This window comes from Streptomyces sp. NPDC051051 (genome assembly GCF_040682975.1).
Classification (GTDB): Bacteria; Actinomycetota; Actinomycetes; order Streptomycetales; family Streptomycetaceae; genus Streptomyces.
Map to the genome: position 1 here is coordinate 57,616 of NZ_JBFBCB010000015.1, position 22,978 is coordinate 80,593.

Sequence of the window (22,978 nt, forward strand, 5' to 3'; positions counted from 1 at the left end):
CTCACCCGGTGGCGGCCGTCAAGCGGCGACGACCGTCACGCGTCGGCGGAGCCGCGCGGCGTCGCCCGGTACTCGGCGGCCAGCGCCTCCGCCATGTCCGCCACCGAGTAGCGGGTCGTCACCGTCTCCCGGGCGGCGCGCGCCAGGCGGGCGCACCGGTCCTCGGGCAGGGACGCCAGCCGATGCAGGCCGCGGGCCAGGCCGGAGGCGGACGAGGTGTCGAGCAGGATGCCGTTGACGCCGTCGCGCAGATAGTGGGCCACTCCCCCGCGGAGCGGGCCCGCGGCCGGCAGTCCGGCCTCCATCGCTTCCAGTACGGCGATCCCGAACTCCTCCTTGGCGCTCGGGCACACGTACCAGGTCGACACGCCGTTGCCGCCGTCGGCCAGGGCCCGCTCCAGGCGTCTCACCTCGTTGTTCGGCATCGCGGGGAGCATCGCGAGGCGCCGTGTCGCCGCCACCCGCCCGGCCGGCAGAGCGCTGAGCGTGTCGCGCATCCGCTGTTCGGCCGGGGTCAAACGGTCCGTGCCCCCTCCGACGAGGACCAGCGTGGTCGTACGCCACAACTCCGTCGTGAGCCAGGTGCGCACGAGCAGGTCCTGCTGTTTGACCGGGTGGAGCCGTCCCACGCACAGCAGCAGCGGGAGGCTCCGGTCGGCCGGCGCGAGCGCGTCGGGCCGGCCGCCGTCGGCGAACAGGTCGTCCAGCATCCGCCGCCGCAGTGACGCCTCGTCGGCCGCCGGTACGTACGGGGCGATTCCCTCGGGCGGTGCGGGCGGTCCCGTGGGGCCGTACCGGTCGCCGAGAACGGGGAAGTGACGGAGCAGGTCACTGGTGCCGGGGCGGCCGGGAATGCCGATCACGGTGTCGGCCCGGTCCACCAGGCGGTCGGCGCAGAAGATGCGGTGCAGATCGCCGCGCAGCAGTTCCGCGCGCTCGGGGTCCCGGGGTCCGGTCCGGGCGTACTTCCGTACCAGGTTGCGGTGGGGATCGGGGGTCGCGGTGAAGAACAGGCGTCCTCCCGTCCGGGCGGTCGCCTGCGCGAGGGCGAGACTGCCGTCGTCGGCGTACCGCACGTGCACGACGTCGACGGGTCGGGGCAGGGCGCCCAGCAGGCGGGCGGCCCACCAGGCGAGCGCGGCGCGGTGCTCGGGCCAGGCGTCCGGCTGGGGCGGCCCGGGCGCGTCGACGGGCAGGCGCAGTACCCAGTGGCCGGGGCCGCGCTCCCGCAGGAGACGGGGGTCGCGGGCCAGGCCGTCGAGGCCCGCGGTCACCACCGTCACCACGCCGGCGATGCCGTCGCTGAGGGCGAGTCGGGCGCCGAGTCCGCCCAGCAGGACGGACATGCCGCCGCTCAGTCCCTGTCCCGGCGTGTCCAGGTCGCCCTGGAGCATGGTCTGCGCGACGACGATGCCGGGGGCCTGCCAGGTGGCCTCGGTGAGGGTGCCGGGAGGGTCGAGGAGCAGTCGCTCGTAGGCGTCCGTCGCGGTGTCGGCGACGGGCAGGTGGGCGGTGCCGTCGGGGAGCCGGTGCAGGTAGCGCCAGAGGGCGTGGCGGGCGCCCCGGTCGGCGGGCCCGGCGAGTGCCGCGGCCTCGGCCGCGGACAGGGGGCGCAGGTCCGCCGTTTCGGCGCAGTCCAGCAGGAACGCGGTGCGCGCGGCGACGGGCGCGCCGTGCAGCAGCATGTGGCGCAGCGTCTCCTCGGCGTACCGTGCGCCGTGGCGGCGCACGGTGTCGGGCCACATCTCGGCCAGGACCGCGCCGAGCCTCGGTCCTCCGTGGGCGTGGGCGAGCAGGGCCTCGGGAGCGAGCGGAACGGCGAGACGGCAGGCCCGTCGCAGGGAGGCGACGGCCGTGTCCTCGCGGCTGAGCGCGGGCGCCGGGCCGTGCGGGACGGGGCGCGGGCCGAGCCCGTACTCGGCCTCCAGCAGCATCGCCAGCTCACCGCCGGGGGGCCGGCCCGCGGCGCTGCCCGGCCCGTCCGCGCGCGTGCCGCGGAAGAAGACGGCCCGCGCGGCGGCGAGCAGGTCTGGATCCTCATGGGACGGCGTTGCCGCCGTGGTGTCCCACGGCGGCGCTGAGGAGGCGGACACTCTGGTCTCCTTCGTGCGGAACGGACGACGTTGCGAGTTCCTCCGGGAGGCTTCACCCGGATGCACCCGCTCCCGGCGCACGCTCCGGCAGGCGGCCCTGCCGTGTCTTGGCCGCGTCCCGCCGTTCCCCACCGTTCCCCGCCGTGGCCTGCTGTGTTCTGCGCCGGCGCGACCTGTCCCGCGCCGCCCCGTGCCGTGCCGCGCCGTCCCGCCGAGGGCCCGCCGAGGGCCCGCCGCATCCGTGGCACCGCGCCGTGGCGAAGGAGGGGTATGCCGCGCATCGTGATCATCAGCCCGCCGTTCTTCTCCCACGCCCGCCCCCTGGCCGTCCTGGCGGCCGCCCTGCGGGAGCGGGGGGCGGACGTGCACTTCGCGTGCTCGGAGGCGTTCGAGGATCTCGCGGCCCGCGCCGGTGCGCGCTTCGTGCCGCTGACCGTGACGCGCAACGCGAACACGGGGGTGGCGGAGGCCACGGAGCAGGAGGCCGCGGAGGCGGCCCGGCTGGGCGAGTTCCTCGACGCCACCCGGCACGGCGCGGTTGCCGCCCTGATGACGCAGGCCCGCCACCGCCGGGCCGACATGCTGGCCGACCCGGAGGGCGTGCTCGCGGAGCTGCGTGCCCTCGACGAGCGGTTGCGCCCCGACTGGTACGTGGTGGATCAGCTCGGTTACGCGGTGACTCTCGGCCTGCACTGTCTGGGGGTGCGGTACGCGACGTTCTGCCCGGGGCATCCGACCTACGTCCTCGCGGGTCCCGACAGCTACTTCGGCCTGCCCTACGACTGGCCCGCCGCCCTGCGGCCCGACCCGCGGCGACTGGCCGACCTGACGGCCGCGGCCCGCGAGAACGACGACGCGTTCACGGCGCTGTTCGACGCGTTCACCCGGACCGAGGCGCCCGCCGCCCCCGCCCCGGGCCGCGCCTTCGCGCTGACGTCGCCCGACGCGGTCCTGTACTCCTATCCGGAACTGCCCTGGCTGCCCGTGCCGCCGACGGGCCCGGACCATGTGTACGCGGGACACATGGTCGGCGCCGCCGAGCCGTTGGACGACGACTGGTCCCGGCGGCTGCGGCGGCTGCGCGAACGGGCCGACCGGGTCGTCCTCGTCGCGCTCGGCACCTTCCTGAGCGCCCGCGACGACGTTCTGCGGACCGTCGTGTCCGGGGTGGTGGACGGCACCGACGGCACAGCCGTCGTCGTGGCGGCGGGCCGGCGGACGGCCGCCCTCGCGGATCTGGCCGGCGACCGCGTCGTCGTGGCGCCGTCCGTCCCGCAGCAGTCCCTGCTCGCCCACGTGGACGCGATGGTCCACCACGGGGGCAACAACTCGTTCACCGAATGCCTGCGGTTCGGGGTCCCCGCGCTGGTCCTTCCGTTCTCCAGCGATCAGTTCGCCGTCGCGCGCGACGCGGAGCGCGCCGGCGTCGGGGTCGTACGGGACCCGAACACCCTGTCCCCCCGCGACGTACCGGCGGTGCTGCACTTCCTGACCACGGCCGTCCGCGACCGCATGGGGCGGTGGGCACGTCAGGCCGGCGAGCGCGGCCCGGACCATGCGGCCGCCCGGCTCCTGGCCGTCATGGGCGAGCCGGCCCCCGCGCGCTGAGGCGGCCGGCGTCCCCTCACCTCGCGCGGCCCGGTGCCGGCAGCGGCACGGGCCTGCCGAACCGCACCGGAACACCGGGCGAGTACAGGACGCTGTCGGGTTCCGCGCGCAGCGGAGCGACCCCCGCCGCGGCGAGGAGGGACGCGTCGTGGTCGAGGAGGTCGCAGCGCCGGAAGGTCCACACCGGGTGGGCGTTGGGCAGGTAGTACGTCCTCGTCGGCCCGCGTTCGTGCAGCCCCCAGCGGTGGGTCAGGAACTCGTCCAGCGGCCGGGGCCTCACCGCGTCGTCCGACACCTGGACCCAGACCCGGCCGCTCGGGCGCTCGTGCACCCGGCCCCGGGTGCGGTACACCAGACGCCGCCCGTGCCACTGCCGGGACACGCGCGCCCATCGGTAGGGCAGCCGGAAGCCCGCCCGCGCGGCGAGGACCGGCAGCAGCCGGTCGCAGTCGAGCGAGCGGAAGACCACACCGCGCCGGCCGAGCGCGTCACGGCTGTACAGGCGCACGTTGACCTCGTTGAACGTACCCAGGTACGGCAGCGGCGGGCCGTTGCCGAAAGCGAGGTCCTCCATGCGGAAGAACACCAGGCCCGCGTAGGCGCGGCCGCGGTGCAGGTCCGGGACCGTCCCGGGCGGCAGGAGGCGGGCGACGTCGAAGGGGTCGACCTCCCAGTGCAGGAACACCAGGTCGCGCCAGAACTGCCGGAACAGCACACGGCGCAGGCGGCGAGGGGCGAGTGGGGTCAGGGACTCGACGCCGCCGGTGTACCGTTCGCCGCGATCGCTCATCACGCATTCCTTCCGGCAGGTGACGGTTCGCGGGCGCGGCGACGCCGCCTGGCGTCCGGCCCGCCCCGTGGATCATTCGGCCGAAGGCCCCGGGACGGTTGCACCGGCGAGGCGGGCACCCCTCCCCGGCGCGGACTCCGCGGGGTGCGAGGTGCGGGCCGACGCGTCGAGCCGCACCGGCCGCAGGCCCGCCGTGGCCCGGGACGGCTCGGGGACGTCCCGGGCCGCGCTCCCGGTACGCCGTCGTCACCGGGTGGACGGCACACGGGACGCCGTCAGGGCGTCGACGATCATGTCCACCGCCTCGTCGACCGTGCGCCCGGGGGGCAGGACGGGCGGGCGGCCGACCACGGCGCGTTCCGCGAACCCTGACTCCACGTGCGGCAACCGGATGTCCAGGACCGCCGTACCGGTGCGCCGGCGCTCACGGCGGACCGACGTCAGCCAGGCCGCCAGCGCCGCCTTGGAAGCGGTGTAGTCGGCCATGCCGGCCGGTGCGGCGTCCACGACGACGCCGGTCACCGCGGCGAGGGTGCCGCCCGGCGGTACGACGGTGAGCGCCGCGCGGAGGAAGGCGACGGGAGCGAGGGCGTTGACCGTCAGCAGGTGCTCGGCGACCGTGTCGCCGACCGCCTCGGCCGGACCGAACCCCGCGGCCCCCACGCACACCACCACCGTGTCCAGACCGCCGAGCGCGCCGACCGCCCAGGGGATCGTGCGGGCACAGCCGTCCAGGTCGTAGGCGTCGAAGCGACGGGCCGGCGCGCCGCCGCAGGCGGCGGAGACCCGCGCCAGGGAGGCCGGGTCACGGCCCGCCACGGCGACCCGCGCACCGAGTCCGTGCAGCCGCTCGGCGAGGGCGGCGCCGATGACGCCGGTGGCGCCGGGCACGAGGACACGATCACCGTTCACCTCCACCGGCCACCTCCTTGTCCCAGCACGCGTGGACGGACGACGAGCGCCGACTCCGGCGGGTCCCTGCCTCCGTCCGGCGGCGCCGCCCGCGACGGAGCCGAGGCTCCGTCCCGTCCGCTTTCGTCACCACTTCCGAGGACGGGGGGCGAGCGGTTGCAGCGTCCTCGTGGTGGCACCCGTGGCGTGGCCGCGCGGCGAAACGTGTGCGGCGCCCCCGAGTGGACGGCCCCACCGGGGGGGCGGAGGCGGGGAGGAGCTGTCATGACGGTCCCCGACCGACTGTTCGGCGACCGGCTCGGGACGCATTTCCCGACCGGCGGGTTCTTCCGACACGCCCGTGGTGATGATCGAGGCCCGCTCGGTGTTCCGCCGTCGGCGCTTCCACCGGGCCAAGGCGCACCTGGGCCCTGCCGCCGCCGATCCGGCGGCAGGGCGGGCCGACGCCAAAGACCCGACACCCGGCACCCGGCACCCGGCCGACGCCGCGGACCCGACAGACGGACATCAGGCCGATGTCGCGGACCCGGCAGCCGGACGCCCGGCGACCACCGCAGATGCCGCGGCAGGGGTCCGGTCCGGCTACCGCCGCAGATCCCGCAGCACCTCGCGGGCGGCCCGCGCCCCGGACGCCAGGGCTCCCTGCACGGACCCGGTGGCGCGGTGGTCGCCGCACACGTGACGGCCCGGCGCCACACGCGTGGTGCGGGTCAGGGGCCGGGGCGGGATCATCGCGGGCAGCGCGTCCTCGATCGTCCGGACGGTCAGCAGGTCCCAGCCGTCCGTACCGGTGCCGTACGCCTCGCCGAGCGCCGCCCGTACGGCACGCTCCCCGCCCTCCTGGTCCCGGCCCAGGACCGAGGTGGCGACGAGCGCGTGGCCGGGCGGGGCGTAGGCGGGCACGACCTCGCTGAGGACGCAGGTGTTGAGGAAGCGGCGCCGGGTGTCCACGAGGAGCGTCGGCTCGCCGAGCGGGGACCGCGGGGCGACGTGGTAGTACGTCGTCACCACCCGGTAGTCGGGGAGGCCGGCCTCGGGGAGCAGGTCGCCGACGGGTCCGGGGCCGGTGGCGACCACGACGGCCCGTGCGGCGATCTCCCGGCCGCCCGCCGTCAGCGCGCCGTCGTCCGTGAGCCGTTCCACCGGCGTCTCCAGGTGGACCGTGCCGCGCGGCAGGGCGGCCGCCAGGGCTCGCGGTACGGCTCCGATGCCCTCGGTGGGCAGGCACAGGGTGCCGCGCAGCATGCTCCGCCACACGAGGTGGAACACCCGGGCGGAGGTTTCCAGCTCGTCCTCCAGGAAGACCCCCGACAGGAACGGGCGGAAGAACCTCTCGACGAACGCGTCGGAGATCCCGGCGTCCGCGAGCGCCGTGCGGGTGGTGGTGTCCGCGAGCCGTTTGAGCCGGCGGGGCGGAGCCAGCATGTCGCGGGCGGACAACAGGCCGAGGGCGGCCAGGTCGCGCGGCCCGGCGAGGCGGCCGGGCAGCAGGTCGGGCAGCGTGCGCGGGCGGCGGGTGGGGTCGCTGAAGCGGAGCCGGCCGGAGGGGCTGTGGATCAGGACGCCGGGGGTGAAGGGCCGCAGCCTCAGGTCCTTCAGGGCCAGCCTGCGCCGGACCTGGGGGTAGGACGTGTTGAAGACCTGGAACCCGCGGTCGACGACGAAGCCCTCCACCCGGTCGGAGCGCATCCTTCCGCCGACCTCGTCGCCGGCCTCCACGACCCGTACGGCGACGCCGGCCGCCAGCAGGTCCCCGGCGCAGGCGAGCCCGGCGAGTCCGGCTCCGACCACCAGCACGTCCGTCGCGTCCCGGGCTGCGGACACAAGACCACCTCTCCCACGTCTCGGCGCGGCCGGTGCCGCCCCCGTCTGTGTTCCAGGGGTTCCCCGTCCACGGATGCGACACCGCACCGTCCGCTCGAACGCCGCCCGCCCGGGCTCGTGGCACGCGAGGCCGGTCGGCGGCCGCCCGGATGCCGGGTGACCGCAGCCGGCACCGGCACCGGTCCCCGGCCGCCCGGATGCGCAGCTCACCGGAGGCGGGCTCCGACCGGACAGGACACCGGACCGCGTCGGTTGCCGCAGAGCCCGCCCGTCCCGCCGTCGGACACGCCCTACGCCACCTGGACGCCCCGTCGGGCCACCGGCCCTCGAACACGGCCCGGGTCCACCCGCGCTCCGCCCGCTCGGCCGCCTCCAGCCGGTCCAACGCCTCGCGTGTCGACTCCTTGGAGCGGATCAGCTTCCAGGTCTCGACGCCGCAGTCCACCACCGCGGCCACACCCCCGAGGAACACGAGCACGCGCAGCGGGAGCCACCAGCGCTCCCGTGCCACGGCGAAGCCCATCATGGCCACACCCATCGGCAGAGACCTGCCGGCCCGGCGCAACCACAGCTCGATCCCGTCCCCCATGGGCGTGCCCCTCCCCCTCGCGCGCCCCGGTGGGCGGCCGGCAAGAAGGATACGAGGCGCGGGTGACCGGTTCGGCGCGGCCGGGGGCCGGGCGCCGGGACCACCGCCCGGAGCTCCGCGGAGAACCCGGGACCGCGGTCGCCTACGACGCCGGAGGCACCGGGAAGAGCATGCAGCTGCTGGTGGCGTGGGCGAGCAGACGTCCCGTTCCGTCGACCAACTGCGCTTGCGCCAGGGCGGTTTGGCGGCCCTGGCTGACAACCGTGCCGATGGCACGCACCGTTCCGGTGTCCACGGTGATCCGCCTCAGGAACTTCACGGTGAGGTCGAGCGAGGTGTAGGCCATGCCCTGCGGAAGGGTGGACTGCACGGCGCAGCCGGCCGCCGAGTCGAGCAGGGTGGCGAAGACGCCGCCGTGCATGCTGCCGATCGGGTTGTAGTGCTCCTCCCCCGGGGTCAGCGAGAAGACCGCCCTGCCGGGCTCCACCTCGTCCAGGGTGAAGTCCACGGTGCGGCTGACGGGCGGCCCCGGGAGCCGCCCCGCCAGCAGTTCGCGCAGGAAGTCGATGCCGGACATGCGCCCGGCGGCTTCCGCCAGGATCGCGGGGTCGTCCCACTGATACGTACGCGTTCGTCCCACGAGCCGAGGCCTTCCCATCTGACTTTTGCAAATGAAGCTAGCCGTCGGTCCACCTGGCTGTCAATGACGAAGTCAGCCCTCTACCATGGCGGAATGGAGTGGCTTGAGGCGAGCACGGAGAACTGCCCCGTCCAGCGCACGCTCGACGTGGTGGGGGAGAAATGGACGTTGCTGATCCTGCGGGACGCCGTCAACGGGGTCCGCCGCTTCGACGACTTCCACCGTCACATCGGCCTGTCGGAGGCCGTTCTCAGCGACCGCCTCCGGAAGCTGATCTCGGCCGGCGTCCTGAAGACCGTGCCCTACCGGGAGCCGGGCAACCGCTCCCGCAACGAGTACCGCCTGACCCGCAAGGGCTGGGACCTGTGGCCCGTCCTCATGGCACTCGGTCAGTGGGGCGAGACCTACGCCCTGGGCACCGAGGGACCCGTGCTGGACGTCCGCCACACCGGCTGCGACGCTCCGGTCCGCGTCGTCGTCGAGTGCTCCGCGGACCACGCGACCCTCACCCCCGGTGAGGTCACCGCCCGACCGGGGCCGGGGGCCCGTCCCCGCTCCTGACGAGGGACCGCCCGCCTTCCGCGCCCCGACGGGGAACGCCCCGCCGCCGCAGGGGCGGGATCGGCGGGGCGGCCCGAACCGGCCGGTCCCGCCGACTCCCCTCGCGGCGGGAGCCGGCGGGGCCGGCAGCCGTGGCGGGCGTTCGACGGCGCGGCGGCGGAACCCGCCGCCCCGAGCAGGCGAACGGGACGGTCGGCCCGCCGCGCGAAACTCGAACCGCCCCGCTCAGGCGCTCGCTTGCCGGCGTGCGGCCATCCTCCGCGGTGCGGCATGGTGCACCACCCCGCCGGCATCGGCCGGCCGCCGGTGCACCAGCCACAGGGACGTCATGGACAACAGACCGGCGAAGACGACCAGGAAGAACACCGACACCCACATCTGCCGGCTCCCCGGGTCCTCCCATCCCGCCCAGGCGGCCGAGGCGGCCCACAGGACGGCTCCCCCCGCGTAGACGGGGCGGATGCGCCGCAACTGCCGAGCGGCACGCACGGATTCAGCGTGATCGTTCTCCGGTGTCATGGCGGCCCAGTACCCCGAAACGCCGCTCCTACCGCCCCGGCACCGCCCGGAATCCCGGCGGGCGACCCGCGCCCGGCCTCAGAGCGAGCCCGGGCGGCGGCTCATCCCTGGCGGCCGGGAGTCCGCCGGAACACCACCGCCGCGACGACGCCCCCGATCAGGCCGAAGAGATGCCCCTGCCAGCTGACCGCGGTCGCCGTCGGCAGCACGCCCCAGAGGATCGAACCGTAGACGGCGCCGACGAGGAGGCCCACCAGCACGTCCCCGATGCGGCGGTCGACGAAGCCGCGGACGACCAGATAGCCGAAGAGGCCGAAGACGACGCCGGAGGCGCCCGCGGTCGTGGAGTACGCCGGTGCCGTGAGCCAGACGCCCAGGCCGCTCACCAGGGTGATCAGCGCGGTGACGGCGAGGAAGCGGCGGATGCCGGACAGGGCGGCGAGGAAGCCCATCACCAGCAGCGGCAGACTGTTGGCGGCGAGATGGCCGAAGCCGAAGTGCAGGAAGGCGGCGGGCACGACGTCGCGCAACTCGCCGAACTCCCGCGGCGAGATGCCGTAGGAGTCGAGGGCGTGGCCGCTGACCACGTCGATGATCTCCAGCACCCACAGCAGGGCGACCCACCCCGCGACCAGCACCGCCGCGTCCCGGGCGCGCGCCCGCCGCGACGGCGGTGCGGGGCGCGTCACGCCGTACGCTCCGGCCGGTCCGTTGCGCGATCCGGCACCGAAGTCCGATCCGTACACCACAGCAGCCCCCTCCGATGCCTTCTCGTCCGTCAATTGTGCCCGACCCGGTCGCCTCCTGATCAGCGATCACCGCGGGGAGGAGGGCTGGTCGCGTACGCGGCGCGGGGGCCGTGGCTGTCCGCGGAGTCCCGGTGTCCGGTACCGGCCGGCCGATCCGTGGGCGTGCGGGCGGCCGCTGGTAAAATGGGCGAACGCTTTCGATGCCGCCGGGGTCCGTACCAACGGGTACGGACCCCGGCGTGTTGCGGGCGTCACACCGAGGAAGGTTCCCCATGAACGCGAAGCCGCCGGCCCCTGGACTCCCGCACACCGGCAAGCACCGGCCGGCGACAGCGCCGCAGGGTGAACTCCCGACGTCCCCGACCCTCTCCCCCGGTCTGCCGCCGGCCGCGTCCTTCGGCGCGCTCGGCCTCCCGCCGGAACTGCTGACGGCGATGACCGGCCTCGGCGTGACGGAGCCCTTCCCGATCCAGGCGGCGACCCTGCCCGACGCGCTGGCCGGCCGCGACGTCCTCGGCCGGGCACGGACCGGCTCCGGCAAGACGCTGGCCTTCGGCCTCGCCCTCCTCGTCCGCACGGCGGGCCGGCGGGCGGAGCCGAAGCGGCCCCGGGGGCTGGTCCTGGTGCCGACCCGGGAACTCGCCCAGCAGGTGGGCGAGGCGCTAGAGCCGTACGCACGGGTGCTGGACGTGCGGCTGGCGACGGTGGTCGGAGGCCTGTCGATCAACCGGCAGACGGCGCTGCTGCGGGCCGGCGCCGATGTCGTCATCGCGACGCCGGGGCGGCTGACCGATCTGCTGTCGCGCCGGGACTGCTTCCTGAACCACGTGCGGGTCACGGTGCTGGACGAGGCGGACCAGATGTGCGACCTGGGTTTCCTGCCCCAGGTCTCGGACATCCTCGAGCAGATTCCCGCCGACGGGCAGCGGCTGCTGTTCTCGGCCACGCTCGACCGCAACGTCGACCAGTTGGTGCGGGACCATCTGCACGAGCCGGTCCTCGTGTCGGTCGACCGTTCGGCCGGTTCCGTCGCCACGATGGAGCACCATGTCCTGAACATCCACGGCGCCGACAAGTACGCGACCGCGACCGAGATCGCCGCGCGGGACGGCCGGGTGCTGATGTTCCTGGACACCAAGGCCGCCGTGGACCAGTTCACCCGGCACCTGCGGGCCAGCGGGGTGCGGGCGTCCGCCCTGCACAGCGGGAAGTCGCAGCCCCAACGCACCCACACGCTGGCCCAGTTCAAGAAGGGCGAGGTCACCGTGCTGGTGGCCACCAATGTCGCCGCGCGCGGCATCCACATCGACGCCCTCGACCTCGTCGTCAACGTGGACCCGCCGGCCGACGCCAAGGACTACCTGCACCGGGGCGGGCGTACGGCGCGGGCCGGGGAGTCCGGCAGGGTGGTCACGCTGGTCACGCCCAACGAGCGGCGTGAGGTGAACCGGATGATGTCCGAAGCCGGGATCAGGCCGACGGTCACGCAGGTCCGCTCCGGTGAGGCGGCGCTGACCGCGATCACCGGGGCGAAGCGCCCGCCCGCCGGGACGAAGGGCAGCGGCGGCAACGCTCCCTTCCGCGGGCTGGGCACCCGTCCGGCCGGCGCCGCCAAGGAGTCCCGCAGGACCGCCGAGGCCCGCAGGACGGCGGAGGCCCGTGCGGCGGCCCGGGTGCGCAAGGGTCGCTGACGAGGGGCGGACCGGCCCGTCGTCCGTGCCGCGGGCCGGGGGCCGTTGCCGTGGGTCAGGCCGAGGTCCTGCGCCGGTCGGCCTGTTCGCGCAGTTCCTCGTTGATGCGCCTGGCTTCTTCGAGCTGGTCCTCGAGGATGATGATCCGGCAGGCGGCCTCGATGGGGGTGCCGGCGTCGACGAGTTCCCGCGCGCGGGCCGCGATGCGCAGCTGGTACCGGGAGTAGCGACGGTGCCCGCCGCCGGAGCGCAGGGGTGCTATCAGGCGGTTGTCGCCCAGGGTGCGGAGGAAGGCGGGGGTGGTGCCGAGCATGTCGGCGGCCCGGCCGATGGTGTAGGCGGGGTAGTCGTCGTCGTCGAGCGGGTCGAGGGTGCGGGGATCAGCAGGGGGCATAGACCTCTTCTTTCCAAGGACGCGTCGGGGGGCCCTGGACGCTTGTCTGCGTCCAGGGCCCCGAGGTTTCAACACCATCTACCGGCTGACCTGCACCGGCTTCCTTGTTCCGCCTGCCCGCCGCGTAGGCGGGTCTGCGGGGATCGCGAATGCGTGACCGTGGACCACCTTCCGATCTGGGGTCTGCGGTACCCGGGCGGTACTCCGTCCTCACCCGGGCGATCCTGATGGCGTCTGCTCCTCACCTCATTCGGTTGCGCGATGTCGACATGTGCGGTTACTGCACGGCAGCTCGTCCTGCCGCTGGTTCGACTTCCTGACTACGGACCCAACGCTAGCTCCCGCATCGGGGGATGTCTACTGCCGTCATGACAGGTTTTCTTCCGCCCGAAGAGATCTTCTTCTGTCGCGGCAGTGGCTCTTTCGACGGCTGCGGACAAGGTGTCCCCAGCTGGTCGGGACCGCTTTCCGTCCGCCGTTTGCGACGCCCGCGCTCCGGGGACCCGGCTGCGCATGAACACAACGCCACAAAGCCGCCGTCCGAAGCAGAGCAGACTGCTGTGGCTCCTGGACCGTCTGGAGCGCAGCCCGCGAGCCGATCCCCTGATCGACGCCCTCGGCAACCGAGTGCGCGCCCTGCCGCTCGGACGCGGACGGGACGTGCTGCACGGCCGTTGGCTGGGGCATCCGGTCCACCCGCTGATGGTGCAGGTGCCGATCGGGAGCTGGCTGTCCGCGGCCGTCCTCGACACCCTTCCCGGCCGCTCCCGCGAGGCGGGCCTGCTCGTGGGCGTCGGCCTGGCCACCGCCGCGCCCGCGGCGCTGGCGGGTGCGGTGGACTGGGCGGAACTGCACCGGGAGCAGACCCGTGTGGGACTTGTGCACGCGGTGGCGAATCTCACCGCCGTCGGTCTCTACGCGACCTCCCTCACCTGTCGCCTCCGGGGCCGTCCGGCCGTCGGCCGCACCTACGGCTTCCTCGGCCTGACGGCGGTCGGGCTCGGAGGCATGCTGGGCGGACACATGGCCTACCGGCAGGCGTCCGGCGCCAACCACGCGGAAGAGGTCCAGCACGTCGTGCGCGAGGGCTGGCACCGGATCGGCACCGTGGACGAGTTCCCGGTCGAGCAGCCCGTACGGCGTGTCGTGGACGACGTGCCGGTCCTGGTGGTCCGCCGGTCCGGCGGGGCCGTCCACGCGCTGGCCGAACGGTGCAGCCATCTCGCGGGTCCGCTGTCCGAGGGCACCGTGTCCGACGGGTGCGTGCGGTGCCCGTGGCACGGCAGCGTCTTCCGGCTCTCCGACGGATGGAACGTACACGGCCCGGCCACCGCGCCCCAGCCCGCCTTCGAGACCCGGATCCTGGACGGCGATGTCGAGATCCGCCTGCCCCGGCACGACCGGCCGAGGCGCCGGCACGCGAGCGGCGCCGGCGCGACCGCCGTTCTCCGCCGCCACCACGACTGACGTCCCCCGCACGCGGCGCCCCGGCAGCCCTGTCGGCCACTGCCGGGTTCCGTCCCTCCGCGCAGCACACCCGCATCAACCGCGTGAACAACCCTGCGGGTCAATACACCTAGCGGGCGAGCAGAACGACCGCCGTACTCACCGCGGCGGCGCAGGCGAGGACGGCCGACGCGAACACGGCGTGGCACTTGAGCAGGTCGCGGCGGAGGGCGGCGTAGCGGCTCTCGTACTCGCGTCGGAGCTCGGCGGCCCGGCGGACCGTGTCCCGCAGCATCCGGCGGGTGAGGTCGGTGCGCTGCCGGACGTAGTGGCGGGTCAGGTCGTCGGCCTGGCCCGTGGTCAGCCAGGGCAGCCGGGCGCAGAGGTCCTCGGCGTCGCGGTGCGCCTGGTCGTGGTGGGCACGGGCGAGGAGGTAGCCCTCGGCTTCGTTCGCCAGGGCGCCGTCCCGCCCGTCGGGAGCGGGGTGCCCGCCGGCCGTCACCGCGGTTCGCCCTTGTGGCCCTCGGCGTCGACGGCGTCTCGCTGACCGGCATTGACCTCCTGCTCCATCTGCGCGAGTTCGGGGTGGTGCAGGTCGAAGGCGGGGGATTCGGAGCGGATGCGCGGCAGCGTGACGAAGTTGTGGCGCGGCGGCGGGCAGGAGGTGGCCCACTCCAGCGAGCGGCCGTAGCCCCAGGGGTCGTCGACCTCGACCAGCTCCCCCTTCTGCGAGGTCCTCCAGACGTTGTAGAGAAACGGGAGCGTGGACAGGCCGAGCAGGAACGCGCCGATGGAGGAGAGGGTGTTGAGGGCGGTGAAACCGTCCGCGGCGAGGTAGTCGGCGTAGCGGCGGGGCATGCCCTCGGCGCCGAGCCAGTGCTGGACCAGGAACGTCATGTGGAAGCCGACGAACAGGGTCCAGAAGTGGACCTTCTCCAGCCGGGGGTTCAGCATCTTGCCGGTCATCTTCGGCCACCAGAAGCTGAAGCCGCCGAACATCGCGAAGACGATCGTGCCGAACAGGACGTAGTGGAAGTGGGCGACCACGAAGTAGCTGTCGGTGACGTGGAAGTCCATCGGCGGGGAGGCGAGCAGGACGCCGGTCAGGCCGCCGAAGAGGAAGGTGACCAGGAAGCCGGCCGCCCACAGCATCGGCGGTTCGAAGGAGATCGAGCCCTTCCACATGGTGCCGATCCAGTTGAAGAACTTCACCCCGGTCGGCACCGCGATCAGGAAGCTCATGAAGGAGAAGAACGGCAGCAGGACGGCCTGGGTGGCGAACATGTGGTGCGCCCACACGGTCACGGACAGGCCCGTGATGGCGATGGTGGCGCCGACCAGCCCCATGTAGCCGAAGATCGGCTTGCGGGAGAACACCGGGAGGATCTCGGTGACCACCCCGAAGAACGGCAGGGCCAGGATGTACACCTCGGGGTGGCCGAAGAACCAGAACAGGTGCTGCCACAGGAGCGCCCCGCCGTTCTCCGGGTCGAAGATGTGCGCGCCGAACTTGCGGTCCGCCTCCAGGGCGAGCAGGGCCGCGGCCAGGACGGGGAAGGCGAGCAGTACCAGTACGGAGGTGAGCAGCACGTTCCAGGTGAAGACCGGCATGCGGAACATGGTCATGCCCGGTGCGCGCATGCAGAGGATCGTGGTCACGAAGTTGACCGCGCCGAGGATCGTCCCGAAGCCGCCCAGGGTGAGCCCCATGATCCACAGGTCACCGCCCACCTGAGGGGTGCGCTCGCCACCGCTGAGGGGTGTGTAGGCGGTCCAGCCGAAGTCGGCGGCGCCCTCGGGAACCATCAGGCTGCTCATCGCGATCAGGCCGCCGAAGAGGAACAGCCAGTACGAGAGCATGTTCAGCCGCGGGAAGGCGACGTCCGGGGCACCGATCTGCAACGGCATGACGGCGTTCGCGAACCCGGCGAACGTCGGGGTGGCGAACAGCAGCAGCATGACCGTGCCGTGCATGGTGAAGGCCTGGTTGTACTGCTCGCTCGACAGCATCTGCAGCCCCGGCCTGGCCAGTTCCGCCCTGATCGCCAGGGCCAGTGCTCCGCCGATCAGGAAGAAAGCGAACGACGTGATCAGGTAGAGGTGGCCGATCTTCTTGTGATCGGTCGTGGTCAGCCAGCTGACGATCACTCGGCCCCGGCTGCGGCGCGCCACCGCCGGCACGGGAGCAACAGGTTCGGTCTGGGTCGCCATCAGTTCCCTCGGTCGGCAGTGGGGGTCCCGGTGGACGAAGGGGCACCGGGAGTCCTGCCTTCTCGCCGAGCCGGGCGCTCGGGTGCGGCAGTGTGCGACCAGCCCATCGGAGACCACGGCTGCCGTGCAAGCGCTGCGCCCGGCAGCGTTCTCTTTTCATTCGAATGGCGGACGAAACACCCGCACCACGCCGGTGGACGTCGCGGCCCGCGCCTGATGCCGACAGGGACAGCCGACCGCGTTCCGCCGGCAGGCGGGGCCGGCGCCGGGAGCGCCCCGGGTCCCGCGGATCGACCGGTTCCCGGGCGAGGGACGGCTAACGTGACCCGCATGCCCGAAATGCCAGAAGATGACCGCGGTGAGCCGTCTGCGTCGCCGCGGGGGTGGGCCAGGTTCAAGGAGTCCCCGTTCCTGCCCGCGGCCGTGCTCGTGCTGATCCTGACGGCGGCCGCGGCCCTGTTCGCCGGTTCCTACACCTACTCCATGGCCGACCCGACCCCGCGCTCGATCCCCACCGCGCTGGTCGGCTCCCCCGGACAGCCCGAGGGACGGCGCTTCCTCGACGGCATGGAGAAGGCCCTCAACACGGCGGTGAAGATCAAGCCCTACGACACGGCGGCCGAAGCCCGGACGGCGGTCGAGGAACAGCGGGTCTTCGCGATCGTCGACGTGCGCAGGGGGGAACGGGCCGTCGTGCTGGATCTCTCCGCGGCGTCCGGCGCGTCGGTCGCGGAGGTGCTGGCCGAGGCGGCGCCCGCGGTGGGCCGGCGAACGGGCGTCGCCGTCACCGTCCGGGACGTCAACCCCCTCCAGGAGGGAGACCCGCGGGGGCTGGCGATCTTCTACGTCTCCCTCGCAGCAGTGATCATCGGATTCGTCGGCGCGATCCAGCTCAGCGTGCACGCACGGGCCCTCACGCCGATCGAGCGCATCGTCTGCACCGCTCTGTACGCGCTGCTGGGCGGGTTCGCGATCGCCGTGACGGTGGACTGGCTGCTGGGCGCGCTCGATCTGCCGTTCGTCGAGTCGTGGCTGATCCTGGCGCTCACGCTGTTCACGAGCGGCATGGTCTTCACGATGTTCAACACGCTGGTGGGCCGCTGGGCGATGCTGCCGACCTGGGGGCTGATGGTCCTGCTGGGCAATCCGTCATCGGGCGGCGCGGTGTCGTGGCCGCTGCTGCCCTCCCCGCTGGGCCTGATCGGCCGGTGGCTCCCGCCCGGCGCGTCCGTCAACGCCCAGCACACGGCGGTGTACTTCGCGGGACACCAGCACGCTTTCCCCTTCCTGGTGCTGGCAGGATGGGCCGTGGTGTCCTGCGGGGTCTTCTGGACCTGGCGCCACCGGCACCCGGGAGGGCGCGAGACCCGGCCGGAGGGCGGTGCCGACGCCGGGGCCGCGTGACCTCCGCGACGGCACCGGCGGGCCGACGACGTCCACCCCCCGGGGGGAGAGAGAACCCGTCCCGTCAGGCGTCCTCGACCGTGACCGTGACGGGTGTTCCGGCCTCCACGGTCCGGCTGACCGTGCAGAGCTTGTCGTGGGAGACCTTGACCGCTCGGGGGAGGATCGCGCGGGCACGGCCGCCGGCTTCGTCGTCGGGGAAGGCGACGGAGAAGCTGACGGAGAGGTCGGTCAGCCGGTTGCCGAGTTCGTCGCCGACCTTGTCGCCGGTCACGGTGACCGTGAACCGGGTCGGCTCGCTGTGGCGGGCGGTGGCCACGTCGACGTCGACGGCCGTGCAGCCCCCGAGCGCGGCGAGCAGCAGCTCGACCGGCGTGAAGTCGGTTTCGCCGCCGTCCGCGGAACCGGTGCCGAAACTGATCGTGCCGCCGCGCGGGTTGGTGGCGGTGAAGTGTCCGGTGCCGGTCCGTTCGACGGTGACGGAACGCAGGGTGTTCTCGGTCATGCGACGACAGTAGTGGGAGCGCGGGCCGAGGGCGATCGCCGGGGTTCGCGGCCGAGGGTGCCCGGGCCCGCTTCCTCGTGGCGGGCCTCGGCGGCGGCACCCTCGCAGGTCTGAGGTTCCCCTGGCGGCCGTGAGCCCTTTCACTGCTCCTGAGCGGCGGTCCGGCGAAGGTGGCGGGGCCCGGTGACATCGGCGCACGAGGATCGGGAGATCCCGGATGTACACGTCGGCGCGAGAGCGTTTCACGGTCGTCCGGCGGTGGTGCCTGCCGGCGGTGGTGCCTGCCGGCGGTGGTGGTGGCCGGGACGGCGGTGGCCCCGGCACGGGCCGCGGGCCGGGCGCCGTGCCACGCGGCGGGCCGCCCGCGGCAACGGTGCTCGACATCCCGCCGGGGGTGACCGCGGGTGTCGCGGTCTTCGACCGGCAGACCCGTACCTTCACCGAGCAGCACCATCCGCACCTGCGGTTCCGGTCCGCCTCGGTCGTGAAGCTGCTCATCGCTCTCGACCACCTGTGGGACCGGGGCCCCGACCACGGCCTGCCGGCGGACGACCGCGCCCGGCTCGACTCGATGCTGCGCGCCAGCGACGACACGAGCGCCACGTACTACTGGTCCCGCAACGGCGGCAGCGCGATCGTCGACCGGATGGTGTCCCGGCTCGGCCTGGCCGACACCGTGGGCCCCCGGCGGGCCATCCGGGGTTCTGGGGATACACGGCGCTGTCGGCGGCCGACACCGTACGGATCTACCGCTACCTCCTGGACAGCGCGCCGGAGCCGGTCCGCACGATCGTCCTGGGGAACCTGCGTCAGTCCGCGCGGTGCGGCACGGACGGCTTCGACCAGCGGTTCGGCATCCCGGCGTCGTTCGAGCGGCCCTGGGCGGTGAAACAGGGCTGGTCCGGCTTCGGCGGCTCCGGGGACTGCACCGACACGGCCGCCGCCGCGGGCACCCGATCCGGTACGGCCGCCTCGACCGCCGCCGGCGCCCCGGCGGCGGCGGCGGATGTCGTGGACCTGACGCAACGGGCACTGCACACGACCGGAACGGCCGGAACCGCGGACCGCTCGATCGTCGCCGTCTTCACCCTCCAGCCGACGAGCACCTCGTTCGGCGCCGCCTGCACCGCCCTGAACCGGCTGGTCCGCTCCCTGAACGTGCCCGGCGGAGTGCGTCCGGCCGGCACCTGGTTCGGCACCTGAGGATCGGACGTGCGGGTCCGGGCCGCCGCGACGACCTCCTCGACCGAGCTCACCGAACTCCCCGCGGGCGTCGAGGTGCTGATCCGCTGCCAGAAACAGGGCCGGCGGGTCGAGGTGCCGCCGTACGTCAACGACTGGTGGGCCCATCTGCCGCTGTACGGCGGCTGCATCACCAACATCCACGTCCGCTCCCCCGACGACCGGCTGCCGGACGTCCCCCTCTGCTGACGGGGCGCCTCCCCGCGGCGTGTCCCGGGCACTCAGTACCGCTGGGCCTTGGCGATCTCCGCCGTCAGTTGCGGCTCGGGGGGCTTGCGGCTGACGGCGAGGGGCTGTGCCCGCCCGCCCGGCGCGAGATCTTCGGCGCCGACGTAACGGGTTTCGACGGCCTTCCCGTCGGGATCGCGGAAATCGACCTGGACGGCGTACGAAGCGGTGTCGCCGGACCGGTTGGTGATGTTCACGACGACGGCGAGCAGCCCGCCGGTCTGCGCCCGCGGCTTGCCGGTGAGGGAGACGTCGGCGGTGGCGTCGCCCCGGCCGTCGACGTCCTTCAGTTCCTTCTCGGCGGCGGCGCGGGCCGCCTCCGCGGAGACCGACGCCTCGAACGCCGAGGCACGGGCCGAGGCGGAGGACGCGGCGGCGGAGACCGAGGCCTTCGCGGACGCGGCGCCTTCCGCACCCTTCCCGTGAGGTGGGGCCCGTGGCCCCCTACCGATGATCTGGGCGATGCCACGGCCCGGCCACTCGGGGCGGCCGGCCGGGCGGGCGGCCGGGGCCGCCGTCACGACCCCGCCCTGCATCACGTGTGGCGACGAGACGAATACGTGGGGCTACGGAGTTCCGTATTCCGGCGTTGGCATGATCACGCGTCAACTGCCCAGTAAAACGTGGACATTACAACTGGATCATTGGCAGCATGCCGCACGTCTGTTCCCCTTTTGATCGAAGGAGTACGGCGTGCACAGATCCACCAGCCGGTCCCGCCGACCGGCTCGACGGGGCCGGACACTCGGCCTCGCGCTCCCTCTGGCACTGGCCCTCCTCGCGGAAGTCGGCGTCGCGCTGAGCCTCTCCCCCGTCGCCGACGCCGCCGAGCCGGTGGCCGCCCCCCGGACCGGAGCCACCGCTCCCGCCGCATCCGCCACCGCACGGGAAGAGGCGAACGCCCGGCTCACCGCCCAGGCGCAGGGGCGGCGCATCGAAGTGATCGGCGCCCGCACCGAGAGCACCACGCTGTGGGCGAACCCCGACGGCACCATGTCCCAGGAGTCCTTCGCCGGACCGGTGCGGTACCGGGACCACGGCCGCTGGGTCGACGTCGATGTCGACCTCGTCAAGAACCCGGACGGCTCCGTACGGGCCAAGGCGCACCCGCGCGGCCTGCGCCTCGCCGGGCGCACCGGGGCTTCCGGGGGCGACCTGGTCACCCTGGGCAGCGGCGACCGGGAGATCGCCCTCGGCTGGCGGGGCGCGCTGCCCGCGCCCCGGTTGGACGGCCCGAAGGCCACCTACGAGGACGTCGCACCGGGGACGGACCTCGTCGTCGAGGCGACCAGGACCGGTTTCGAGCAGTACCTCGTGGTGGCGGACCGTCAGGCCGCGGAGCGTGCCGCGACCTTCACCCTCCCCGTACGCACCGAGGGACTCGAGGCGAGCCGGAAAGCCGACGAGACGCTGGTGCTGACCGACGCCCGCACCGGCGAGAAGGTCGGCCACGCGCCGACGCCGTTCATGTGGGACGCCTCCGCGGGGAGCGACGGCGCCGTCGGCGCGCGCAAGGCCCGCGTGGACCTGGACGTGGTCCGGCAGTCGGACGGCTTCGACCTCACGGTCCGCGCCGACAAGGCCTTCCTGGCCGACAAGGCCACGAAGTACCCGGTCACGATCGACCCCGCCGTGTACTTCGGCACCAACTTCGACACCACCGTCCGCAACGGCGAGACCGCGGACCTCTCCGCCGGTGTCGGCCTCAACGTCGGCCGCGAGTGGCAGAAGACGGAGGCCCGCTCGTTCATCAACTTCCCGCGCAGTTCCGCGGTGACCGGGCAGGACGTCCTCAACGCCGAACTGAACCTGTACGCCACCTGGTCGGACTCCTGTGAGCCGCGGTCGTGGGAGATCTGGGACACCGGGACCGCGTCCGCCGCCACCCGCTGGAGCGACCAGCCCGCCTGGCGCTCCAAGGTGACCGCGTCCACCCAGACGCACGGTTTCACCGACTGCGGCCCCCGGTGGATCACGGAGGACATCACTCCGCTCGTGAAGCAGTGGTCCCAGGTGGACCGCGCGGTGGACACCGTCGGCCTGCGGGCGACCGACGAGACGGACTACAAGGCATTCAAGATCTTCGCCTCCGCGGATTCGCCGCAGGCGGCTCCGTCGATCCTCGTCACGTACGAGACCCCGGCGGACCCGGTGAAGGACCACGTCGTCTACTGGAACGACGTGCTCCAGGCGACCTTCCGGCAGGTCGGCGGGGCTCCCGGCCCGCTCGCCCGGGCCGGGGCGATGATGCACGGCGCGATCTACGACGCCGCCAACTCCGCGCGCTGCGCCGAAGGCGCGACCAGGTGTCTCGGCGCCGCCTACCTGGTGAAGGCCACGGCCTCCAACGGCGCCCTGCCGGATGTGAACAGCGCCATCGACCACGCCGCCTTCGACGTCCTCAGGTCGGTCTATCCGGGCTACAACTTCGACGACGAGATAGCCGCCGCCCGTTCGACCATCCCCGCCGCGGTCACCGCGGCGCAGCGCGCGGCCGGCACCGAGATCGGCCAGAAGGCCGCCGCGGCCATGATCTCGGCCCGGCAGAACGACGGCTCGGCGCCTGCCGCTCCCTACACCGGCAGCACGCAGCCCGGTTACTGGCGGCCGACCGGCACCGGTGACGGAGCCACCCCGGAGTGGGGCAAGGTCAAGCCGTTCGGCATGACCTCCAGCACCCAGTTCCGTCCCGCCGGGCCCGGCGGACACACGCAGATGAGCACGCTGCTGCCGAGCCAGGCGTACGCCGCCCAGGTCAACGAGGTGAAGAGTCTCGGCGGCGCGGAGTCCGGCAGCCGTACCGCCGACCAGACCCGGGCCGCCCTGTTCTGGGCGAACGACCTCGACGGCACCTACAAGCCGCCGGGGCAGCTGTTCGAACACACCCAGACCCTCTCCCGCCAGCAGGGGACGACCGTTTCGGGCAACGCCAAACTGTTCGCCCTCACCGCCTTCTCGATGGCGGACGCGGCCATCGTCGCCTGGGACATGAAGTACCAGACGGACATCGACCTGTGGCGCCCGGAGAGCGCGATCCGCCTCGACGGCGACGGCAACGCGGGCACGACCGCCGACGCCAACTGGCAGCCGCTGTCCCAGGACCGCAACGGCACCCACTTCAGCCCCGCCTTCCCCGCGTACATCTCGGGCCACGCGACCTTCGCGGGTGCCTGGGCCCGGGCCACCCGGGACTGGTTCGGGACCGACCAGATCTCCTGGACGGCCACCACCGAGGACCCCAACGCCGTCGGCGTGACGAGGACGTTCTCCAGCATTTCGGCCGCCGCGACGGAGAACGCCGTCGGGCGGGTGTGGCTGGGCGTGCACTACCGATGGGACGGCACCGACGGCGTCACCGCAGGCGGTGACGCGGCCGCCTACACGACGGCCAACCGGCTGAAGCCCAACTCGGCGGCCTCCTGGACGAAGTACGAGGACCTGCACAACCTCACGGGCTGCCAGGAGGTCGGCAAGCGGCTCGTCGCCGAGCACCGCTGGACGTCGTACCAGTGCACCCAGGTCCAGGCGCCGGAGCCCGACCACACGCTCTACGTCAAGTAGCCGCCCGATGA

21 protein-coding genes are annotated in these 22,978 nt (G+C 73.5%); 9 read left to right on the top strand and 12 right to left on the bottom strand.

Annotation, left to right across the window (positions count from 1 at the left end; genetic code table 11):
* Positions 1-35 precede the first annotated feature (35 nt).
* Positions 36-2,093 carry a glycosyltransferase gene (locus AB0N31_RS14160; RefSeq protein WP_366058631.1) on the bottom strand — a complete coding sequence of 686 codons (2,058 nt, stop codon included), beginning with the start codon at positions 2,091-2,093 and terminating at the stop codon, positions 36-38.
* A gap of 270 nt (positions 2,094-2,363) precedes the next feature.
* Here AB0N31_RS14160 and AB0N31_RS14165 point away from each other — a divergent pair, with 270 nt between their 5' ends.
* On the top strand, positions 2,364-3,701 hold the full coding sequence (locus tag AB0N31_RS14165) for a glycosyltransferase (RefSeq protein ID WP_366058632.1): 1,338 nt from the start codon (positions 2,364-2,366) through the stop codon (positions 3,699-3,701).
* 16 nt (positions 3,702-3,717) lie between these two features.
* On the opposite strand, the gene AB0N31_RS14170 is transcribed toward AB0N31_RS14165, so the two are convergent.
* From AB0N31_RS14170 to AB0N31_RS14185, 4 genes are all read right to left on the bottom strand, one after another.
* Positions 3,718-4,491, bottom strand: coding sequence for a DUF2071 domain-containing protein (locus AB0N31_RS14170; protein ID WP_366058633.1), 774 nt, complete (start codon positions 4,489-4,491; stop codon positions 3,718-3,720).
* Positions 4,492-4,737: 246 nt separating this feature from the next.
* A complete protein-coding gene (locus tag AB0N31_RS14175) occupies positions 4,738-5,403 on the bottom strand; it encodes an SDR family oxidoreductase (protein ID WP_366058634.1) in 666 nt (221 codons plus the stop codon).
* Positions 5,404-5,985: 582 nt separating this feature from the next.
* Positions 5,986-7,227: an NAD(P)/FAD-dependent oxidoreductase gene (locus AB0N31_RS14180; protein WP_366058635.1), complete on the bottom strand. Its 1,242-nt coding sequence runs from the start codon at positions 7,225-7,227 to the stop codon at positions 5,986-5,988.
* A 731-nt stretch (positions 7,228-7,958) separates the two neighbouring features.
* Entirely contained in the window at positions 7,959-8,456 is a 498-nt protein-coding gene (locus tag AB0N31_RS14185; RefSeq protein ID WP_366058636.1) for a PaaI family thioesterase, read from the bottom strand.
* Positions 8,457-8,549: 93 nt separating this feature from the next.
* Here AB0N31_RS14185 and AB0N31_RS14190 point away from each other — a divergent pair, with 93 nt between their 5' ends.
* Positions 8,550-9,017: a helix-turn-helix domain-containing protein gene (locus tag AB0N31_RS14190; RefSeq protein WP_366058637.1), complete on the top strand. Its 468-nt coding sequence runs from the start codon at positions 8,550-8,552 to the stop codon at positions 9,015-9,017.
* Positions 9,018-9,242: 225 nt separating this feature from the next.
* On the opposite strand, the gene AB0N31_RS14195 is transcribed toward AB0N31_RS14190, so the two are convergent.
* Both AB0N31_RS14195 and AB0N31_RS14200 read right to left on the bottom strand, forming a co-directional pair.
* Positions 9,243-9,506, bottom strand: coding sequence for a hypothetical protein (locus tag AB0N31_RS14195; RefSeq protein ID WP_366058638.1), 264 nt, complete (start codon positions 9,504-9,506; stop codon positions 9,243-9,245).
* Between the two features lie 131 nt (positions 9,507-9,637).
* The gene (locus AB0N31_RS14200) at positions 9,638-10,225 is read right to left on the bottom strand and encodes a rhomboid family intramembrane serine protease (RefSeq protein ID WP_366058639.1); all 588 of its coding nucleotides are present in this window, start codon (positions 10,223-10,225) and stop codon (positions 9,638-9,640) included.
* A 332-nt stretch (positions 10,226-10,557) separates the two neighbouring features.
* On the opposite strand from AB0N31_RS14200, the gene AB0N31_RS14205 reads away from it, so the two are divergent.
* On the top strand, positions 10,558-11,976 hold the full coding sequence (locus AB0N31_RS14205) for a DEAD/DEAH box helicase (protein ID WP_366058640.1): 1,419 nt from the start codon (positions 10,558-10,560) through the stop codon (positions 11,974-11,976).
* A gap of 55 nt (positions 11,977-12,031) precedes the next feature.
* On the opposite strand, the gene AB0N31_RS14210 is transcribed toward AB0N31_RS14205, so the two are convergent.
* The gene (locus AB0N31_RS14210; RefSeq protein WP_366058641.1) at positions 12,032-12,370 is read right to left on the bottom strand and encodes a MerR family transcriptional regulator; all 339 of its coding nucleotides are present in this window, start codon (positions 12,368-12,370) and stop codon (positions 12,032-12,034) included.
* Positions 12,371-12,883: 513 nt separating this feature from the next.
* Here AB0N31_RS14210 and AB0N31_RS14215 point away from each other — a divergent pair.
* Positions 12,884-13,837 carry a Rieske (2Fe-2S) protein gene (locus tag AB0N31_RS14215; protein ID WP_366058642.1) on the top strand — a complete coding sequence of 318 codons (954 nt, stop codon included), beginning with the start codon at positions 12,884-12,886 and terminating at the stop codon, positions 13,835-13,837.
* Between the two features lie 109 nt (positions 13,838-13,946).
* On the opposite strand, the gene AB0N31_RS14220 is transcribed toward AB0N31_RS14215, so the two are convergent.
* Positions 13,947-14,318 (bottom strand): hypothetical protein, encoded by a 372-nt coding sequence (locus tag AB0N31_RS14220; RefSeq protein WP_366058643.1) that lies wholly within the window; start codon positions 14,316-14,318, stop codon positions 13,947-13,949.
* Positions 14,315-16,027, bottom strand: coding sequence for a cytochrome c oxidase subunit I (gene ctaD / locus AB0N31_RS14225; protein ID WP_366058644.1), 1,713 nt, complete (start codon positions 16,025-16,027; stop codon positions 14,315-14,317). Before ctaD ends, AB0N31_RS14220 begins: the two co-directional genes overlap by 4 nt.
* Positions 16,028-16,366: 339 nt before the next feature.
* Here ctaD and AB0N31_RS14230 point away from each other — a divergent pair, with 339 nt between their 5' ends.
* The gene (locus AB0N31_RS14230) at positions 16,367-17,431 is read left to right on the top strand and encodes an ABC transporter permease (RefSeq protein WP_366058694.1); all 1,065 of its coding nucleotides are present in this window, start codon (positions 16,367-16,369) and stop codon (positions 17,429-17,431) included.
* Between the two features lie 64 nt (positions 17,432-17,495).
* Here AB0N31_RS14230 and AB0N31_RS14235 read toward each other — a convergent pair whose 3' ends face one another.
* Positions 17,496-17,936, bottom strand: coding sequence for an OsmC family protein (locus AB0N31_RS14235; RefSeq protein ID WP_366058645.1), 441 nt, complete (start codon positions 17,934-17,936; stop codon positions 17,496-17,498).
* Between the two features lie 394 nt (positions 17,937-18,330).
* Between AB0N31_RS14235 and AB0N31_RS14240 the strand changes: the two genes are divergently transcribed.
* The 3 genes from AB0N31_RS14240 to AB0N31_RS14250 are packed head-to-tail and all read left to right on the top strand — an operon-like array spanning position 18,331 to position 19,367.
* The gene (locus tag AB0N31_RS14240; protein ID WP_366058646.1) at positions 18,331-18,825 is read left to right on the top strand and encodes a hypothetical protein; all 495 of its coding nucleotides are present in this window, start codon (positions 18,331-18,333) and stop codon (positions 18,823-18,825) included.
* Entirely contained in the window at positions 18,822-19,139 is a 318-nt protein-coding gene (locus tag AB0N31_RS14245) for a hypothetical protein (RefSeq protein WP_366058647.1), read from the top strand. Before AB0N31_RS14240 ends, AB0N31_RS14245 begins: the two co-directional genes overlap by 4 nt.
* A 9-nt stretch (positions 19,140-19,148) precedes the next feature.
* The gene (locus AB0N31_RS14250; protein WP_366058648.1) at positions 19,149-19,367 is read left to right on the top strand and encodes a hypothetical protein; all 219 of its coding nucleotides are present in this window, start codon (positions 19,149-19,151) and stop codon (positions 19,365-19,367) included.
* 32 nt (positions 19,368-19,399) lie between these two features.
* Here the strand turns inward: AB0N31_RS14250 and AB0N31_RS14255 are convergent, their stop codons facing one another.
* Positions 19,400-19,927 (bottom strand): hypothetical protein, encoded by a 528-nt coding sequence (locus tag AB0N31_RS14255; protein WP_366058649.1) that lies wholly within the window; start codon positions 19,925-19,927, stop codon positions 19,400-19,402.
* Between the two features lie 172 nt (positions 19,928-20,099).
* On the opposite strand from AB0N31_RS14255, the gene AB0N31_RS14260 reads away from it, so the two are divergent.
* The gene (locus AB0N31_RS14260) at positions 20,100-22,967 is read left to right on the top strand and encodes a DNRLRE domain-containing protein (protein ID WP_366058650.1); all 2,868 of its coding nucleotides are present in this window, start codon (positions 20,100-20,102) and stop codon (positions 22,965-22,967) included.
* Positions 22,968-22,978: the final 11 nt, after the last annotated feature.

What these genes read in the sequence shown, in the direction of transcription:
- AB0N31_RS14165 (WP_366058632.1), top strand. Translation starts at nt 2,364, where the DNA reads ATGCCGCGCATCGTGATCATCAGCCCGCCGTTCTTCTCCCACGCCCGC.
- AB0N31_RS14210 (WP_366058641.1), bottom strand. Translation starts at nt 12,370, where the DNA reads ATGCCCCCTGCTGATCCCCGCACCCTCGACCCGCTCGACGACGACGAC.
- ctaD (WP_366058644.1), bottom strand. Translation starts at nt 16,027, where the DNA reads ATGGCGACCCAGACCGAACCTGTTGCTCCCGTGCCGGCGGTGGCGCGC.
- AB0N31_RS14190 (WP_366058637.1), top strand. Translation starts at nt 8,550, where the DNA reads ATGGAGTGGCTTGAGGCGAGCACGGAGAACTGCCCCGTCCAGCGCACG.
- AB0N31_RS14170 (WP_366058633.1), bottom strand. Translation starts at nt 4,491, where the DNA reads ATGAGCGATCGCGGCGAACGGTACACCGGCGGCGTCGAGTCCCTGACC.
- AB0N31_RS14235 (WP_366058645.1), bottom strand. Translation starts at nt 17,936, where the DNA reads ATGACCGAGAACACCCTGCGTTCCGTCACCGTCGAACGGACCGGCACC.
- AB0N31_RS14215 (WP_366058642.1), top strand. Translation starts at nt 12,884, where the DNA reads ATGAACACAACGCCACAAAGCCGCCGTCCGAAGCAGAGCAGACTGCTG.
- AB0N31_RS14205 (WP_366058640.1), top strand. Translation starts at nt 10,558, where the DNA reads ATGAACGCGAAGCCGCCGGCCCCTGGACTCCCGCACACCGGCAAGCAC.
- AB0N31_RS14230 (WP_366058694.1), top strand. Translation starts at nt 16,367, where the DNA reads ATGCCAGAAGATGACCGCGGTGAGCCGTCTGCGTCGCCGCGGGGGTGG.